Genomic DNA, 14,703 nt, shown 5'->3' with positions numbered 1-14,703 from the left:
TACGCCATCACGATCGCGAGGATGGGATGAGCGGCGAAAACGGCATCCGCCGCACCGGGCTTATCGCGGGCGGCGTCGCGGTGGCGATGCTCGGCCTCGCCTATGCGAGCGTGCCGCTCTACCGCCTGTTCTGTCAGGTCACCGGCTTCGGCGGCACCACGATGCGCGTCGATGAGGCCGCTGCCCCGAATGCGGTCGACAAGCTCATCAAGGTCCGCTTCGACGCAAACGTGGCGCCCGGCCTCGCGTGGACGTTCAAGCCTGTGCAGACGCAGGCGACGATCCGCATCGGCGAGCGCAAGATGGCCTTCTATCAGGCGACGAATCTGACCGACAAGCCGATCACCGGCATGGCGACCTACAATGTCTCGCCCGACACGGCCGGTAGCTATTTCATGAAGATCCACTGTTTCTGCTTCGATCAGCAGACGCTGCAGCCCGGCGAGACGGTGGACATGCCGGTCAGCTACTATATCGACCCGGCGATTCTGGAAGACGCGAACGCCCGCCGGATCGACGAGATCACGCTCAGCTATACCTTCTTCCCTCAGGAAGAAGAGACGAATAAGACAGCAGCCAATACGGCCGTAAAGGCGGCCGACGGAACACAGGGGTAAGACCATGGCCGGTGCCAAGAACCACGACTTCCACATCCTGCCGCCGAGCCCGTGGCCGATCATCGGCGCGTTCACGGCGCTCACGATGGCGGCCGGCGGCGTCGGCTGGATGCATGAGCAGGCGTGGGGCGGCTGGGTCTTCTTCCTCGGCTTCGCGGGCGTTCTCTTCACCTTCTACAGCTGGTGGTCGGATGTGATCCGCGAAGCGAACACGGGCGATCACACGCCGGTGGTGCAGCTGCACCACCGCTACGGCATGATCCTGTTCATCGCGTCTGAAGTGATGTTCTTCGTCGCGTGGTTCTGGGCCTATTTCGACGCCGCGCTGTACCCGGACACGGGCGAAGCGGTCGGCGGCGTCTGGCCGCCGCACGGTATCGAGGTGCTCGATCCGTTCGTCTATCCGCTGCTCAACACGCTCATCCTGCTGCTCTCGGGCACCACAGTCACGTGGGCGCATCATGCGCTGATCCACGGCGACCGCGAAGGGCTGAAGAAGGGCCTGTGGCTCACCATCATCCTCGGCTTCATCTTCTCGTGCGTGCAGGCGTATGAATACAGCCACGCCGCCTTCGGCATGGCCGGAAACATCTACGGCGCCACCTTCTACATGGCGACCGGCTTCCACGGTTTCCACGTCATCGTCGGGACGATCTTCCTGATCGTCTGCCTCATCCGCACCTACAAGGGCGACTTCACGCCGAAGCAGCATTTCGGCTTCGAAGCGGCTGCCTGGTACTGGCACTTCGTCGACGTCGTCTGGCTGTTCCTCTTCGTGGCGATCTACGTCTGGGGCAGCGACTTCGGCGCGGCAGTCGTCGCAGGCCATTGATGGCGTCCGGCCCGGACGGCGTCGGCGCTGTCGACCCGGTCCGGGCCGCGCTCAAAGGCTGCTGCCCGCGCTGCGGCAAGGGCAGGCTCTACCGCAATCTCCTTGAATTCACGGATCGCTGTCCCGCGTGCGGGCTCGATATCGCTGGGTTCAATGTGGGTGATGGGCCTGCTGCGTTCCTGATATTCCTGCTCGGTTTCCTCGTCGTCGGTCTCGCCATGTGGCTGGAGTTCGGCGCGCATCCGCCGTGGTGGGTCCACGCGCTGCTCTGGCCGCCGATCCTCGTCGTGCTCACCGTCTGGGGCCTGCGCGTCGGCAAGGCGATCCTGCTCGCGCTCGAATTCCGGAACGAGGCCGCGGAAGGCCGGCTCAGCGACAAGTCCGATCGCTGATGCGCCTGCCGCTAATGCCGACGCTGATGGTTGCCGTGATGGTGCCGGTGATGATCGGCCTCGGTTTCTGGCAGCTGCACCGCGCGGAGTGGAAGGCGGATCTGCTCGTGCGGCTGGAAGCGCAGGCGAAGCTGCCGGTTCTCGAGACCGCCCGTCTTTCCGATGATCTGGAATTTCGCCGCGTCCGCCTGATGGTGGATTGCCCCGCTTCGTCTGCGCGGGGCCGCAGCGGCAAGAACGCGGCGGGGCAGGTCGGCTTTTCGATGCTGCTGCTTTGCAACGCCGGGCCACAGCCGGTCCTCGTCGATGCCGGGTGGTCCGATCGCCCCGATGGCTGGACGAAACTGGCCGCGCCGTGGCCGCCCAAGGGTGCGTTCACCGTTACCGGCACGCTCGTCCGCACGGGCGGGGCAGGACCGCGCTACACGCTCGTCTCCGACGCCGCGCCCGCACCGTTGGTACCGAGCGCGCCGCCTTCGCCCGAAGATATACCCAACAACCACATGGCCTATGCCGTGCAGTGGTTCGCCTTCGCGGCCACGCTCGGCATTATCTTTGCGGTTTACGTGTCGCGGCTGAGACGAGGGAAATGATGGATCTGCCAAAGGTCGAGGTGCCGACGATCGCGATTGCCGGCAGCACGCAGCGCTTTCCCGTGCGGCGTATCTTCTGCGTCGGCCAGAACTATGCCGATCACGCGCGCGAAATGGGCTCGAACCCCGATCGCGAGCAGCCCTTCTTCTTTTCAAAACCCGCCGATGCGGTCGTCGAAAGTGGTGCGGTGCTCCCGTTCCCGCGCCAGACAAACAATCTCCACCATGAGGTCGAGCTTGTCGTCGCGCTCGGCGCGGGTGGCAGCGACGTGTCCGCCCAGGATGCGGCGGCCATGGTCTTCGGCCACGCCGTCGGCATCGATCTTACCCGCCGTGACCTGCAGGCCGATGCGAAGGCGAAGGGCCGCCCGTGGGACATGGCGAAGGGCTTTGACGCGTCCGCCCCTGTCGGTGCGCTCACGCCCGGCGCGCCGCCTGCTGCGGGCGCCATCACGCTCCGCGTGAACGGTGATCTGCGCCAAAACGGGGATCTCTCGCAGATGATCTGGAACGTGGCGGAGGTCATCTCGACGCTCTCCACCTACGTGGCGCTCGCCCCCGGCGACCTCATCTTCACCGGCACACCCGCCGGCGTTGGGCCGATCCAGCCGGGCGAAACGGTGGTCGCTGAAATCTCAGGTACGGCGCCGGTCGAGATTCGCTTCACGGCCTAAACCGGATCGCTGCGATCACGCTGTTCCGAAGCCCCGCCCTGCGCCTTGATGAAGCTGATCTTGCCCTGCGGCTCGATGATCGCCCACGCGACCTCTTTCAGTGAGGCGATGCCGGCGAGGCGCATTTCCGATTCCAGTTCCGATCGCGTCACGCGGTCCCGTCGCAGGTTCTCGACGATGATCGTGCCGTCGCGCACGACGACGCGCGGCTTGCCGTCGAGCAGGCGCTCCATCGCGGGAAACAAATACGTGATCCAGCTCAGCAGCAGCGCGAGGAAACCGAATGTGGCGACGGCGAGCAGCGCGCCGGTGAGGCTGAAATCATTGTGCGTGACACCCTGCTGAATAAGGTCGCCCATCACGATCATCACCAGCAGTTCGAAGGGCGTCAGCTGACCGAGCTCGCGCTTACCGAGCAGCCGCAGCAGCAGGTAGAGGATGACGAAGACCGCCGAGGCGCGCAGCACGATATCCATCAGGGCCGCACCTCAAGCCGGACCGGAAGCGCGGCGAGCAGCGTTTCCCCGTCGTAGAGCGTAACGCGCCCCGTCGTGCCGGCGACGAGTGCCGGATTAATCTGGCCGTCCACCTTGACGCGCAGCGTGTCGCCCGCAGCGAGCGGCGCGTATTCGAAGCGGTAGCCGCCGCGTCCATAGCTTTCGTCGGCAGCGGCCGGGATCATCGTGTTGATCGTCAGCTCGTGCCAGTAGGCGGGCGAAACCGCGATTACGGGTTGGGCAATCGCGTGCGCGGCGTCGATGCGCATCCGCATTTCGAAAACCATGCCGCTGCGCGCGATTTGGGGCGCTTCCAGCGTCAGCCGTGCCGTCGGCCCGGCCGCGCTCCGCGAAGGGTTCGGCAGGCCGCCGAGCGCTCCTGAAACCGCGATCAGGATGAGCGTGGCAAGAACGATGAACGACAGCGGGCTGGCGCTCCGGTGCCATTGGCTGGTGCGGAGGTGCGTTTGCGTGATGCCGTCCGGGTAACGGTCGCCCATGTGTCTCTCCCGGGGGCACAATCCCGGAAGGGGGCGGAAGGTTCCCGTCAGGAAAGCGCGGCGCCGCCGTAAGCCGCGGCCGGATAGCGCACGACGAGCAATTGCCGTGCGCGTCGGATCGAGCGGATCGGCGGGAGCGCGATCGAGTCTGCCGATACGGCGGGGACAATGGGGCGCAGGAACGCTGCGTCGAGCGCCGCGCGATCTATGCCCTCCATCGTTTCTGCGGGAAATCGGCGGCGCAGGCCCTCGCTCTCGTGCGCGCGCGGTAGAATACGCGCCTTGAGGCGGCGGCCGACGGAAACCCGGATGGGCAGGCCGGCGCAGACCTTGATCCAGCTGTTCCAGCTGATGCCCGCGCGGCGCATGATTTCGCTCTGGGATCCGGTAAGCGGCGCGATATCCGCCACCAGCGCCGGGTTCACGATACACATTCCGGGCTTGCCGCGCGTCACATCCACTCTCCTCAACGTCTATTTGGAAGCCACGTATCGGTGCGCGCTCATATTTTCTGTTTCCCGCCCCATGACGATCGGGAATAGCGCCGGATTATACGCTATTTGTTGCGATGCTCGTCGCTTCCCGATAAGTCCGCGCGGCTATGCGGTACATCAGCACGCGCGGGGGAGCACCCGCACTCGATTTTCGGGGCGTCACGCTCGCCGGTCTCGCGTCGGACGGCGGCCTTTACGTGCCGGAGGAATGGCCGGTTCTGTCGAAAGACGAGATCGCCGCGCTCTCCGGCCTCAGCTACGCTGACACGGCCTTCGCGATCTTTCGCCGCTTCACCGGCGATTCGATCGCCGACGCGGATCTCAAGCGTCTGATCGACGAAGCCTACGCGAGCTTCAACCACGCCGCGGTCACGCCGCTCGTCCAGCTTGATGAACGCCATTTCCTGCTCGAGCTGTTCCACGGCCCGACGCTCGCGTTCAAGGACGTTGCGCTGCAGTTCCTCGGCCTGCTGTTCGAGCATTTCCTGAAAGGTGCCGGGCGCCACCTCACGATCGTCGGCGCCACCTCGGGCGATACCGGCTCTGCCGCGATCCAGGCGCTTGCGGGACGCGAGCATGTCGACGTCTTCATGCTGCACCCGGAAGGCCGCGTCAGCGACGTGCAGCGCCGCCAGATGACGACGGTGATGGCGCCCAACATCCACAACATCGCGATTTCCGGCACGTTCGACGACGCGCAGGCGATGGTGAAGCGCATGTTCGGCGATAGGGACGTGACGAGTCGCTTCGAGATCAGCGCCGTCAATTCGATCAACTGGGCGCGCCTGATGGCGCAGGTCGTCTATTATTTCTACGCCGCCGTCCGCCTCGGCGCGCCGCACCGCGCGGTCGCCTTCTCGGTGCCGACGGGCAATTTCGGCGACGTGTTCGCGGGCTATGTCGCGGCGCGCATGGGGCTTCCCGTCGCGCGGCTAATCGTGGCAACCAACATCAACGATATCCTGCACCGCGCGCTCTCCGCCGGAGACTATTCGGCTGGCACCGTGACGCCAACCGCGGCACCCTCGATGGACATTCAGGTGTCGAGCAATTTCGAACGCTTGCTCTTCGACCTCGCGGACCGCGACGGCGCGACGCTCACCGCGATGATGCGGGCCTTCGACGCGTCGAAGGTGATGGAGATTCCCGCCGCCATGCGCGCCCGCGCTGCCGAGCGCTTCACCAGCTGCCGCGTCGATGAGGACGAGATGGCGCTCACGCTGCGCTGGGCCTCCGAGAAGGCCGGGAACATCCTCGATCCACACACCGCGATCGGCCTCGCCGCCGCGCGCGCGGCCGATCTCGATCCCGCAATTCCCGTCGTGACGCTCGCGACCGCGCACCCCGCGAAGTTCCGCGATGCCGTGGAGCGCGCGACCGGCGTGCGCCCCGTGCTGCCCGCGCGCCTTTCCGGCCTCTTCGACCGCGAGGAGAGCTTCACGTCGCTCCCCGGCGATTATGCCGCTGTCCGCGATTTCGTCACGGCGAGGGCCACGCCTAGATGATGCGTCTCTCGACGCTCGCGAACGGGCTTCGCGTGGCGACGCGCGAGATGCCGAGCGTCGAGACGGTGTCGGTGGGCCTGTTCGCGGACATCGGTTCGCGCCACGAGCACGCGCGGGAAAACGGCCTCGCGCACCTCTTCGAGCACATGGTGTTCAAGGGCGCGGGCGGACGCAGCGCGCGCGCCATCGCCGAGGCGATCGAGGATGTGGGTGGCGAGCTCAACGCCGCGACGAGCCGCGAGACGACCGTGTTCTCCGCCCGCCTGCTGGCGGATGACCTCGCGCTCGGCACCGGCATCATTGCCGATCTCGTGCGCCTGCCGCATTTCGACGACGAGGAACTCGAACGCGAAAAACGCGTCGTGCTCCAGGAACTCGGCGAGGCGCGCGACACGCCGGGCGACATTATTTTCGACAATCTCCAGTCGGTCGCCTTCCCGGGCCAGCCGCTCGGCCGCTCGATCCTCGGCGACGAGTCGAGCGTCGGCGGTCTCGCGCGCGCGGACCTCGTACGCTGGCAAGAGCGTTACCGGCCGGACGGGCTGATCCTCGTCGCGGCGGGCAAGGTCGATCACGACATGCTCGTCGATCTTGCCGCCGTGCGCTTCGGCGATCTCGTCCATGCGGAGCCCACGCTTCCCGAGCCAGCGACCTTCGTCGGCGGCCTTTCGGCGGACCCGCGCCGCTTCGAGCAGGCGCATCTCGCGCTTGGTTTTGCAGCGCCGCGCGCGCTCGCGCCTGATTATTTCGCGGCGCGTCTGTTCGCGGAGGCCGTGGGCGGCGGCATGTCTTCGCGCCTGTTTCAGTCGGTGCGCGAGGAGCGGGGGCTTGCGTACAGCATCTATGCCGCCGTGCAGGCATTCGACGATGCGGGCCTGTTCTATGTGTATCTCGCCACCGAGCGGCGCGAGGCGGCGGCGGCGATGGCACTCGTGCGTGAGGAACTGGCCCGTGCCGTGACGGATCTCGAGCCCGCCGAGCTGGCGCGCGCCCGCGCGCTGGTGAAGGCGGGGCTGCTGATGAACCTCGAAAGCACGGAGGGGCAGGCGAGCTATGTCGCCCGTCAGCTCGCGCTCTACGGCCGCCTCGTCGAGCCCTCCGACGTTGTGGCGGAAATTGATGCGGTGACGCTTGAAGACGCCCGCGCTGCCGGCGCCGCGATGCTCGCCGGGCCATCGGCGCGCGCCTCCGTGGGGGCGGCCGAGAAGGCGCTCGCGGCCTGATGGCGCTCGAAACGCTCGTCACCGAACCCTGGGCCGATTTCGGCCTCGTTGACAGCGGCCACGGCCGCAAGCTCGAGCGCTATGGCCCGTGGCGCTTCATCCGCCCGGAACCGCAGGCGATGTGGACGCCAGCCACCCCGGACTGGCGTGCCGACGGCGAGTTCGTGGGCGGATCGGACGCGGAAGGCGGCGGGCGCTGGACGCTCGCGCCGAAAGTGCCGCCAAGCTGGCCGCTTTCGCGCGGCGGCGTGAAGTTCTGGGCCTCCAACACACCCTTTCGCCACCTCGCCTTCTTCCCGGACATGGCGCCGCAGTGGGACTGGATCGCGGACCGCATCGCGCCCGGCGACGAGGTGCTGAACCTCTTCGGCTACACTGGCGTCGCCAGCCTCGTGATGGCCGCGAAGGGCGCACGCGTCACGCATGTCGATGCGTCGAAAAAGGCGGTCGGCGCGGCGGTCGAAAACCAGAAGCTCTCCGGCCTCGGCGACGCGCCGATCCGCTGGATCATCGATGACGCGCTGAAGTTCGTGGAGCGCGAGGTGCGCCGCGGTCGCCGCTATGCGGGCATCATCCTCGATCCGCCCAAATACGGACGCGGCCCCAAGGGCGAGGTGTGGGAACTCGACGAGAAGCTCGCCGCGCTGATGAGCGCCTGTGCCGCACTGCTGGACGACCGCTCGAAGTTCCTCGTCCTCACCGCCTACGCCGTGCGCCTGTCCGCCATCGCCATCGCCAACCTCACCGAAGAGGTGACACGCCCGCTCGGCGGCAGCGTGCAGGCGGGCGAAATGACGATCCGCGAGGAAGCGCGGGGGCTACTCCTGCCGACAGCGATCTTCGCCCGCTGGTCGCGGTGAACGAAGTCGCGCGCGGTTTCGTGACGAGGTCGTGATGCGCGCGTTCAATATCGAACCAGTCCGCACGCCCACCGCGCTCGATGCCATCCGGCTGCTCTTTCGCGCGTACGAGGCATCGCTCGACGTCGACCTCGCCTATCAGGATTTCGAAACCGAACTCGCCCGGCTCCCTGGCAAATACGCACCACCGGGCGGTGAATTGCTGCTGGCAACCGCCAATGGGTACCCTATGGCCTGCGCGGCGCTGCGCCCCATGCCGTGGGATGGAGGGGGCGAAATGAAACGGCTCTTCGTTCGCCCAGAAGCGCGGGGTGCGGGTGTCGGTCGGGCGCTCCTCGATCGGCTTATCGCAACGGCCCGCTCACGGGGCTATCGGGAGCTATGGCTGGATACGCTGCCGACGATGCACACCGCGCAGCAGCTTTATCGCCGCTATGGGTTTGAAGAGGCAGAGGCTTACTACGAAACGCCCGTCGCCGGCACAGTCTTCATGCGGTACGAACTTTAAGACGCCTGGGTGTCCTACGCGTCGTGGCTCACCGCGATCGGCTTCATCTGCCGCATACGCTGCAGCTCGGCCTTGAAGCGGGCGAGCTCCTGGCCTTCCAGTTGTTCCTGGATCGGCAGCTTCGCGGAACGCGGGTTCACCGGGCGGCCGGCGACGTGGACCTCGTAGTGGAGGTGCGGGCCGGTCGAAAGCCCGGTGGAGCCGACGTTGCCAATCACGTCGCCTGCGCCGACGCGCTGGCCGCTGCGCGATGAGATGCGCGAAAGGTGGCTGTAGGTGGTGACGATGCCGCTGGCGTGGCGCACCTGCACCTGGTTGCCGTAGCCGCCGTTGCGACCCGCGAAGATGACGGTGCCCGGCGCTGTGGACATCACCGGCGTGCCGCTGCGTGCTGCGAAATCGACGCCCGCGTGCATCCGCGCGCGCTTCAGGATCGGGTGGAAACGCGTGCCGAAGCCGGAGCTGAAACGCGCGCCAGCCACCGGCGACTTGATCATGCCCTCAACGGCCGAGGAGCCGTCGGCGAGGAAAAATTTGGTGCGGCCGTTGTGGACCCAGCGCAGCAACTCGACATCGCGTTTTCCGCCGAGCTTTGCGTAGATGAGGTTGCCCGTCTCGGTCTCGCCGGTTTCGGCGCGGCGGTGCTCCACGACCATCTGGAAGCTGTCACGCGAGCTGACGTCGCGCTGGAAATTCACCTTGGGGCTCAGCGCCTTGATGTAGCTCGCGACGACGCGGCTCGGCAGGCCGAAGGCGCGCGCGGACTGGTAGAGGCTGCCGCCGACGTCGCCCGCGACGACGAGCGGGCTGTCGTCGACCGCGATCTCGTCGCGCGTCACGATCAGGTCGCCGGCCTGGCTGCGGTTCACTTCGAGACGCAAGTCGAACGCGGCGCGGAAGGCGAGCGATTCGAGCGGGCGCGGCTGCGACTTGTCGCTGCGGCGGCCGAGCACGAGGTCGATCGTGGCGCCGGGCTTCAGCGATTTCACGTCTGTATGGCCGGAAACGAGCAGCGAGACGTTGGCGACATCCGCGGCGGAAACGCCGGCGCGGCGCAGCGCGCCGTTGAAGCTGTCGACGTCGCGCAGGCGCGCGGTCACTTCGATACGCGGCCGCTCCGGCGGCTCGGCGAGCGCGGTGACGCGGGACGTGGGCTGGTGAAAGGCGATGCCCTGCGGCGTCTGCGCCAGAGGGGCGATCGAAACGGTTTCGAGCGCGGCAAGCTGCGTGGGCGCGAGTTCGGGCTGAACGGGCTGCACGAGCGGCGCCGGGTTCAGCGCGATGGTGGCCGCAACGCCAAGCATCGCGCCAAGCGTGCCCATGCCGCGCCACCAGCGCTTGGTGCCGATTTCGGCGCCGAGATCGACGACGATGTCCACCCCGCGCATAGCGGCCAGACGCGCAGCAGGCTTTGCAGACGCAAAGGGAGCCCGCGCCGAAGGCGCCGGGATCGAGAATGTCGCGCCTTCAAAAGCGCCTGTGGTGGGTTGAAACACGAAGCCCCCGCCCCAATTTTCAACACAGACATTGCCGCCGGAGCGAACATTCTATCTGCGTGCGACCCATCAATTTGGAATTGGCCGAAAATCGACCGTTCCCCGCGAGCCGCAAAGTGTCGTTCAGAGTGCTTAATGTCAATTTAACACGGGGGGTTAAGCGCCGTGGCTGCGATGAAGCGACAGGTTTTGAGCGGCGAGCCGTTGGGCGCATCCGAAACGATTCGTTTCATCGTTTCGTCGCTTGCGTGTCGTAGGGATCGGTGACACCATATGTTGTGTTTTAGGGAGATGTGTTGTTTCGTGAGTGCACCGCACCGAAACCTTCGCCTGAAGAGCCCGGTCAGGAAGCGTGCCCATGAGCGGCACTGACCGCTCCGTCACTGCCGTTCTCGGGCCCACCAACACGGGCAAGACCCACCTCGCCGTCACCCGTATGTGCGCCCATTCCAGCGGCATGATCGGCTTTCCGCTGCGCCTGCTCGCGCGCGAGGTCTACGACCGGGTGGTGCAGATCAAGGGCGCCGCGCAGGTCGCGCTCGTCACCGGCGAGGAAAAGATCGTTCCCGATGGCGCGCGCTATTTCCTGTGCACCGCGGAATCGATGCCGGTGGGCAAGGATGTCGCCTTCGTCGCGCTCGACGAGGCGCAGCTCGGCGCGGACACCGAGCGCGGACACGTGTTCACGGATCGCCTGCTCCACGTGCGCGGCCGCGACGAAACGATGATCCTGGGGTCGGACACGATCCGGCCGATCGTGCGCGCGCTGCTGCCCGACGCGGAAATCGTCGGTCGGCCGCGGTTCTCGACACTGAGCCATGTCGGGCCGAAAAAGCTCTCGCGCCTGCCCAAGCGCAGCGCGGTCGTCGCGTTCAGCGCGGAGGATGTCTACGGGCTCGCCGAGATGATCCGCCGCCAGAAAGGCGGCGCGGCGGTGGTGATGGGCGGGCTTTCCCCGCGCACGCGCAACGCGCAGGTGGAGCTCTACCAGTCCGGAGAGGTCGATTATCTGGTGGCGACCGACGCCATCGGCATGGGCCTCAACATGGATATCGCCCACGTCGCCTTCGCCGCACTCACCAAGTTCGACGGCAAGCGCGTGCGGCGGTTGCGGCCCGCCGAAATGGCCCAGATCGCGGGCCGTGCCGGGCGCTACCAGACCGACGGCAGCTTCGGCCCGCTTGCGGTGGCCGACGACGACGGGCCCGCCTTCGAGGCGAGCGAGGTGGAAGCGATCGAGGCGCACACGTTCCCGGCGCTCGACCGGCTCGTGTGGCGAAACGCGCGGCTCGATTTCGGCTCGCTCGGGCGGCTCATCGCTTCGCTCGGTGTGCGGCCGGAGCACGCGCGGCTCACACGTTCCGACGACGAGGTCGATTTCCAGGTGCTGAAGCGCCTTGCTCGCGAAGACTGGATCATCGAGCGTGCAAACAGCCCCGCGCGGCTGCAGCGGCTTTGGGCCGTGTGCGGTCTCCCGGATTACCGCAAGACGGGGCCGGACACACATGCCCGCTTCATCGCGCGCATCTACGGCCATCTTACCGAGGGTTCGGGGCGGATTCCCACGGACTGGGTGGCGGCTGAACTCGCGCGGCTCGATGACGTGCAGGGCGACATCGAGATGTTGGCGAACCGCATCGCGGCGGCGCGCACGTGGACGTTCGCGGCCCACCGGCCGGACTGGCTCGTCGATCCGCAGGCCTGGACGCAGCGTTCGCGAGAGATCGAGGATCGGCTTTCGGATGCGCTCCACCAGCGGCTGACGCAGCGCTTCGTCGATCGCCGCACCTCGGTGCTCATGCGCGAGCTTTCCGCGCGCGGCCATCTGCTACCCACAGAGATCGACGAAGACGGCGCGGTCGTCGTGGGCGGCGAGGCGATCGGGCGTTTGACCGGCTTCCGTTTCGAAACCGATCCTGCTGCGCGCGCGGGCGAGAAGCGCAGACTGCTCGCGGCTGCGGAGCGCCGTCTCGCGGGCGAACTGGTGCGTCGGGCGGCGCTGCTCGCGGCCTGCGAGGACAATGCGCTCGCGCTCGAATTCAACGGGTCGCTGCCGCCGCGCATCCTCTGGAACGATGCGCGCGTCGGCTATCTCTCGCGCGGCCCCGATCCGCTCAGCCCGCGCGTGCGGCTCGATCGCAGCCTCGCGGATGTCGATCCCGCCTCGCGCGCCGCCGTTCGCGTTCGGCTCGAAGCGTGGTTCACACGCCTCGTTGGGCGCCACCTCGGCCCGCTCCTGAAGCTCAAGGCGCGCGTCGACCAAAACGCCTCCCCCGCGCTGCGCGGCCTCGTCGTCCAGTTGACGCAGGGTCTCGGTTGTCTCGCCCGCGCCCCCACGCTCCCGCTCCTCTCCGACCTCGGCGAGGCCGACAACGCGCTCCTTTACCGAAGCGGCGTTCGGATCGGCGCCACCCACGTCTATTTCCCCGATCTCCTCCGCCCCGAACCGACGCGCTGGCGCCTCGCGCTCTGGGCTGTGAGCAGCGGCCTCGAGTCCGCCCCGCCGCCCCCCGCGCCCGGCCGCGTCTCGGTGCCCATCGACGAAAACACCCCGCGCGCCTTCTACGAGGTTGCCGGCTTCTGGCCGATTGTCACCGATGCCGTCCGCGTCGATATGGTCGAGCGGCTGGTGAAGGCGATGCACAAGCAGCGCCGCGGCGCCGCGCCGTTCGTGCCCGATGCGCTGTGGATGCAAAGCCTCGGCCTTTCGCAGAAGAGCTTCAGCCAGCTAATGCGCGCGCTCGGCTATCGCAGCGTGCAGCAGGAAGGCCGCACCACCTTTGCCTGGCGGGGCCTGCCAGCGAAGCGCCCCGCGCCACGCGTCGCACCGCAAAACCATTCACCCTTTGCCGTTCTCGCCTTCATGAAGAAAGGATGATGCCCTTGGTATTCGGACCCGCGCTTCGTCTCGACAAATGGCTCTGGTACGCGCGCTGCACCCAGTCCCGCAGTGAAGCGCAGGACCTGTGCGAAAGCCGCCGCCTCCGCATGGATGGCCGCGTCATCGAACGCGCCTCGGTGCGCGTGCGGCCCGGTGCCGTACTCAGCTACACGCGCGGCGGAGAGGTGCATATCGTGCGGGTGGAAGCGCTCGCCGAGCGGCGTGGGCCCTATGTGGAGGCGCGCCAGCTCTATACCGATCTCACGCCGGGCTGTGGTGGATTGACGCCGGCCACCGTCGCTGTGTAGCAGACGCGGGAAACACGCCGTCCGTTTTTGAAGGTGACACGCGATGACCTATGTGGTGACCGAAGCCTGCATCAAGTGCAAGTATATGGACTGCGTGGAAGTCTGCCCGGTGGATTGCTTCTACGAGGGCGAGAACATGCTCGTCATCAACCCCAATGAGTGCATCGATTGCGGCGTGTGCGAGCCGGAATGCCCCGCCGAAGCGATTCTGCCCGATACCGAAGACGGGCTTGATCAGTGGCTTGAGCTGAATTCCACGTATTCGGCGCAGTGGCCCAATATCACGACCAAGAAGGATGCGCCTGACGACGCGGAGGCCCACAAGGGCGAAGTGGGCAAGTTCGAGAAGTATTTTTCGCCCAATCCGGGCTGATTTCGCGCCGCCTGCGCCTGATTGACGCAGATTCGGCGTAGCGCCGACGTCATTTTTCTGTTATATAATCCTCAATGAGCGCAGTTTTGCGAGCTTTTTAGCTCCCTGAACGGCGCTCTTGCTTTGTATAATCAACCGCGCGCGGTCGTACCTGCCGGCCGCCCGCCCGAACGCAGGGTCGCGGCAGGGACAATCTGAATTTTTCGTGCACCCGGCCCGGTTCGGGGGGGCACGTTCGCGCTCTTTGAACATCTGACGAAGGAACCAAATCTATGGCAGCAAAGGCACCTGGCTTCAGCGTTGGCGACCATGTCGTTTATCCGAAGCATGGCGTCGGCCGGATTGTTGAACTCCAGGCGACCGAAATCGCGGGCGCGAAGCTGGAGCTCTATGTGCTGCGCTTCGAAAAGGAGCGCATGACGCTCCGCGTTCCCATGAACAAGGCCGAAGCCGTGGGTATGCGCAAGCTTTCGAGCCAGGCGACGCTCGCCGACGCGATGACGACGCTGAAGGGCAAGCCCAAGGTGAAGCGCACCATGTGGTCGCGCCGCGCGCAGGAGTATGAAGCGAAGATCAACTCGGGCGACCTCGTGTCGATCGCCGAGGTGGTTCGCGACCTGCACCGCGCCGAGGATCAGCCCGAGCAGAGCTACTCCGAGCGCCAGATCTACGAAGCGGCGATCGGCCGCCTGGCCCGCGAACTCGCGGCCATGGAAGGCGTCGACGAGGCTGCAGCGCAGACCAAGATCGAGGAAGTGCTCATGAAGAAGCTCGCCAGCGCGAAGGCGCAGCAGGACGCTGTCGCGGCCTGATGGCGGCATCTGGTTTCAGTTGAAAAGAGGGCGATCCGAAAGGGTCGCCCTTTTTCGTTGAGCCCTCACGGATCCGCTGTTGCGGTCGGCGATTTTCCCTGCTAGAGGCCCACGCCTTGCCAGTCGGCAGAGCGCAGA

General features: G+C 66.5%; 17 protein-coding genes. 13 read left to right on the top strand and 4 right to left on the bottom strand.

The window, feature by feature from the left end; all coding sequences use genetic code 11:
• The first annotated feature begins 26 nt into the window (after nucleotides 1-26).
• The 5 genes from H2052_RS04295 to H2052_RS04275 are packed head-to-tail and all read left to right on the top strand — an operon-like array spanning nucleotide 27 to nucleotide 3,108.
• Nucleotides 27-617, top strand: coding sequence for a cytochrome c oxidase assembly protein (locus H2052_RS04295; RefSeq protein WP_293778517.1), 591 nt, complete (start codon nucleotides 27-29; stop codon nucleotides 615-617).
• Between the two features lie 4 nt (nucleotides 618-621).
• Complete coding sequence (locus tag H2052_RS04290) at nucleotides 622-1,449, top strand: cytochrome c oxidase subunit 3 (protein ID WP_293778515.1); 828 nt, start codon at nucleotides 622-624, stop codon at nucleotides 1,447-1,449.
• A complete protein-coding gene (locus H2052_RS04285) occupies nucleotides 1,449-1,841 on the top strand; it encodes a DUF983 domain-containing protein (protein WP_293778512.1) in 393 nt (130 codons plus the stop codon). Before H2052_RS04290 ends, H2052_RS04285 begins: the two co-directional genes overlap by 1 nt.
• The gene (locus H2052_RS04280; RefSeq protein WP_293778510.1) at nucleotides 1,841-2,434 is read left to right on the top strand and encodes an SURF1 family protein; all 594 of its coding nucleotides are present in this window, start codon (nucleotides 1,841-1,843) and stop codon (nucleotides 2,432-2,434) included. Before H2052_RS04285 ends, H2052_RS04280 begins: the two co-directional genes overlap by 1 nt.
• The gene (locus H2052_RS04275) at nucleotides 2,431-3,108 is read left to right on the top strand and encodes a fumarylacetoacetate hydrolase family protein (protein ID WP_293778508.1); all 678 of its coding nucleotides are present in this window, start codon (nucleotides 2,431-2,433) and stop codon (nucleotides 3,106-3,108) included. The genes H2052_RS04280 and H2052_RS04275 overlap by 4 nt, the downstream gene beginning before the upstream one ends.
• Here H2052_RS04275 and H2052_RS04270 read toward each other — a convergent pair.
• Genes H2052_RS04270 through H2052_RS04260 form a run of 3 tightly spaced genes read right to left on the bottom strand, consistent with a single transcriptional unit; the run spans nucleotide 3,105 to nucleotide 4,560 of the window.
• Nucleotides 3,105-3,584 (bottom strand): YetF domain-containing protein, encoded by a 480-nt coding sequence (locus H2052_RS04270; RefSeq protein WP_293778505.1) that lies wholly within the window; start codon nucleotides 3,582-3,584, stop codon nucleotides 3,105-3,107. The genes H2052_RS04275 and H2052_RS04270 overlap by 4 nt on opposite strands.
• Nucleotides 3,584-4,105: a hypothetical protein gene (locus H2052_RS04265; RefSeq protein ID WP_293778502.1), complete on the bottom strand. Its 522-nt coding sequence runs from the start codon at nucleotides 4,103-4,105 to the stop codon at nucleotides 3,584-3,586. The genes H2052_RS04270 and H2052_RS04265 overlap by 1 nt, the downstream gene beginning before the upstream one ends.
• 47 nt (nucleotides 4,106-4,152) lie before the next feature.
• Nucleotides 4,153-4,560 (bottom strand): hypothetical protein, encoded by a 408-nt coding sequence (locus tag H2052_RS04260; protein ID WP_293778500.1) that lies wholly within the window; start codon nucleotides 4,558-4,560, stop codon nucleotides 4,153-4,155.
• A gap of 146 nt (nucleotides 4,561-4,706) precedes the next feature.
• Between H2052_RS04260 and thrC the strand changes: the two genes are divergently transcribed.
• From thrC to H2052_RS04240, 4 genes are read left to right on the top strand one after another with little or no spacing between them, the layout of a single operon-like run.
• Nucleotides 4,707-6,104: a threonine synthase gene (thrC, locus tag H2052_RS04255; RefSeq protein WP_293778497.1), complete on the top strand. Its 1,398-nt coding sequence runs from the start codon at nucleotides 4,707-4,709 to the stop codon at nucleotides 6,102-6,104.
• A complete protein-coding gene (locus H2052_RS04250; protein WP_293778494.1) occupies nucleotides 6,101-7,327 on the top strand; it encodes a pitrilysin family protein in 1,227 nt (408 codons plus the stop codon). The genes thrC and H2052_RS04250 overlap by 4 nt, the downstream gene beginning before the upstream one ends.
• Complete coding sequence (locus tag H2052_RS04245; RefSeq protein ID WP_293778491.1) at nucleotides 7,327-8,187, top strand: class I SAM-dependent methyltransferase; 861 nt, start codon at nucleotides 7,327-7,329, stop codon at nucleotides 8,185-8,187. The genes H2052_RS04250 and H2052_RS04245 overlap by 1 nt, the downstream gene beginning before the upstream one ends.
• Before the next feature lie 34 nt (nucleotides 8,188-8,221).
• On the top strand, nucleotides 8,222-8,695 hold the full coding sequence (locus H2052_RS04240) for a GNAT family N-acetyltransferase (protein ID WP_293778488.1): 474 nt from the start codon (nucleotides 8,222-8,224) through the stop codon (nucleotides 8,693-8,695).
• Between the two features lie 14 nt (nucleotides 8,696-8,709).
• Here H2052_RS04240 and H2052_RS04235 read toward each other — a convergent pair whose 3' ends face one another.
• Nucleotides 8,710-10,191 (bottom strand): peptidoglycan DD-metalloendopeptidase family protein, encoded by a 1,482-nt coding sequence (locus tag H2052_RS04235; RefSeq protein ID WP_293778485.1) that lies wholly within the window; start codon nucleotides 10,189-10,191, stop codon nucleotides 8,710-8,712.
• A 358-nt stretch (nucleotides 10,192-10,549) separates the two neighbouring features.
• Here H2052_RS04235 and H2052_RS04230 point away from each other — a divergent pair, with 358 nt between their 5' ends.
• The 4 genes from H2052_RS04230 to H2052_RS04215 all read left to right on the top strand — a co-directional run bounded on the left by H2052_RS04230 (nucleotide 10,550) and on the right by H2052_RS04215 (nucleotide 14,565).
• On the top strand, nucleotides 10,550-13,069 hold the full coding sequence (locus tag H2052_RS04230; RefSeq protein ID WP_293778482.1) for a helicase-related protein: 2,520 nt from the start codon (nucleotides 10,550-10,552) through the stop codon (nucleotides 13,067-13,069).
• A 5-nt stretch (nucleotides 13,070-13,074) separates the two neighbouring features.
• Nucleotides 13,075-13,380, top strand: a complete 306-nt coding sequence (locus H2052_RS04225; RefSeq protein WP_293778479.1) for a S4 domain-containing protein — start codon at nucleotides 13,075-13,077, stop codon at nucleotides 13,378-13,380.
• Between the two features lie 43 nt (nucleotides 13,381-13,423).
• Nucleotides 13,424-13,753: a ferredoxin FdxA gene (fdxA, locus tag H2052_RS04220; RefSeq protein WP_293778476.1), complete on the top strand. Its 330-nt coding sequence runs from the start codon at nucleotides 13,424-13,426 to the stop codon at nucleotides 13,751-13,753.
• 272 nt (nucleotides 13,754-14,025) lie between these two features.
• A complete protein-coding gene (locus H2052_RS04215) occupies nucleotides 14,026-14,565 on the top strand; it encodes a CarD family transcriptional regulator (protein WP_293778473.1) in 540 nt (179 codons plus the stop codon).
• The last annotated feature ends 138 nt before the right edge of the window (nucleotides 14,566-14,703 follow it).

It is taken from the genome of Sphingosinicella sp. (assembly GCF_013911755.1).
In the GTDB taxonomy this organism is placed as follows: Bacteria; Pseudomonadota; Alphaproteobacteria; order Sphingomonadales; family Sphingomonadaceae; genus Sphingosinicella.
This window is presented reverse-complemented; position numbering and strand designations above follow the sequence as displayed.

What these genes read in the sequence shown, in the direction of transcription:
- H2052_RS04245 (WP_293778491.1), top strand. Translation starts at nt 7,327, where the DNA reads ATGGCGCTCGAAACGCTCGTCACCGAACCCTGGGCCGATTTCGGCCTC.
- thrC (WP_293778497.1), top strand. Translation starts at nt 4,707, where the DNA reads ATGCGGTACATCAGCACGCGCGGGGGAGCACCCGCACTCGATTTTCGG.
- H2052_RS04285 (WP_293778512.1), top strand. Translation starts at nt 1,449, where the DNA reads ATGGCGTCCGGCCCGGACGGCGTCGGCGCTGTCGACCCGGTCCGGGCC.
- H2052_RS04280 (WP_293778510.1), top strand. Translation starts at nt 1,841, where the DNA reads ATGCGCCTGCCGCTAATGCCGACGCTGATGGTTGCCGTGATGGTGCCG.
- H2052_RS04250 (WP_293778494.1), top strand. Translation starts at nt 6,101, where the DNA reads ATGATGCGTCTCTCGACGCTCGCGAACGGGCTTCGCGTGGCGACGCGC.
- H2052_RS04295 (WP_293778517.1), top strand. Translation starts at nt 27, where the DNA reads ATGAGCGGCGAAAACGGCATCCGCCGCACCGGGCTTATCGCGGGCGGC.
- H2052_RS04230 (WP_293778482.1), top strand. Translation starts at nt 10,550, where the DNA reads ATGAGCGGCACTGACCGCTCCGTCACTGCCGTTCTCGGGCCCACCAAC.
- H2052_RS04215 (WP_293778473.1), top strand. Translation starts at nt 14,026, where the DNA reads ATGGCAGCAAAGGCACCTGGCTTCAGCGTTGGCGACCATGTCGTTTAT.
- H2052_RS04270 (WP_293778505.1), bottom strand. Translation starts at nt 3,584, where the DNA reads ATGGATATCGTGCTGCGCGCCTCGGCGGTCTTCGTCATCCTCTACCTG.
- fdxA (WP_293778476.1), top strand. Translation starts at nt 13,424, where the DNA reads ATGACCTATGTGGTGACCGAAGCCTGCATCAAGTGCAAGTATATGGAC.
- H2052_RS04290 (WP_293778515.1), top strand. Translation starts at nt 622, where the DNA reads ATGGCCGGTGCCAAGAACCACGACTTCCACATCCTGCCGCCGAGCCCG.
- H2052_RS04275 (WP_293778508.1), top strand. Translation starts at nt 2,431, where the DNA reads ATGATGGATCTGCCAAAGGTCGAGGTGCCGACGATCGCGATTGCCGGC.
- H2052_RS04240 (WP_293778488.1), top strand. Translation starts at nt 8,222, where the DNA reads ATGCGCGCGTTCAATATCGAACCAGTCCGCACGCCCACCGCGCTCGAT.
- H2052_RS04265 (WP_293778502.1), bottom strand. Translation starts at nt 4,105, where the DNA reads ATGGGCGACCGTTACCCGGACGGCATCACGCAAACGCACCTCCGCACC.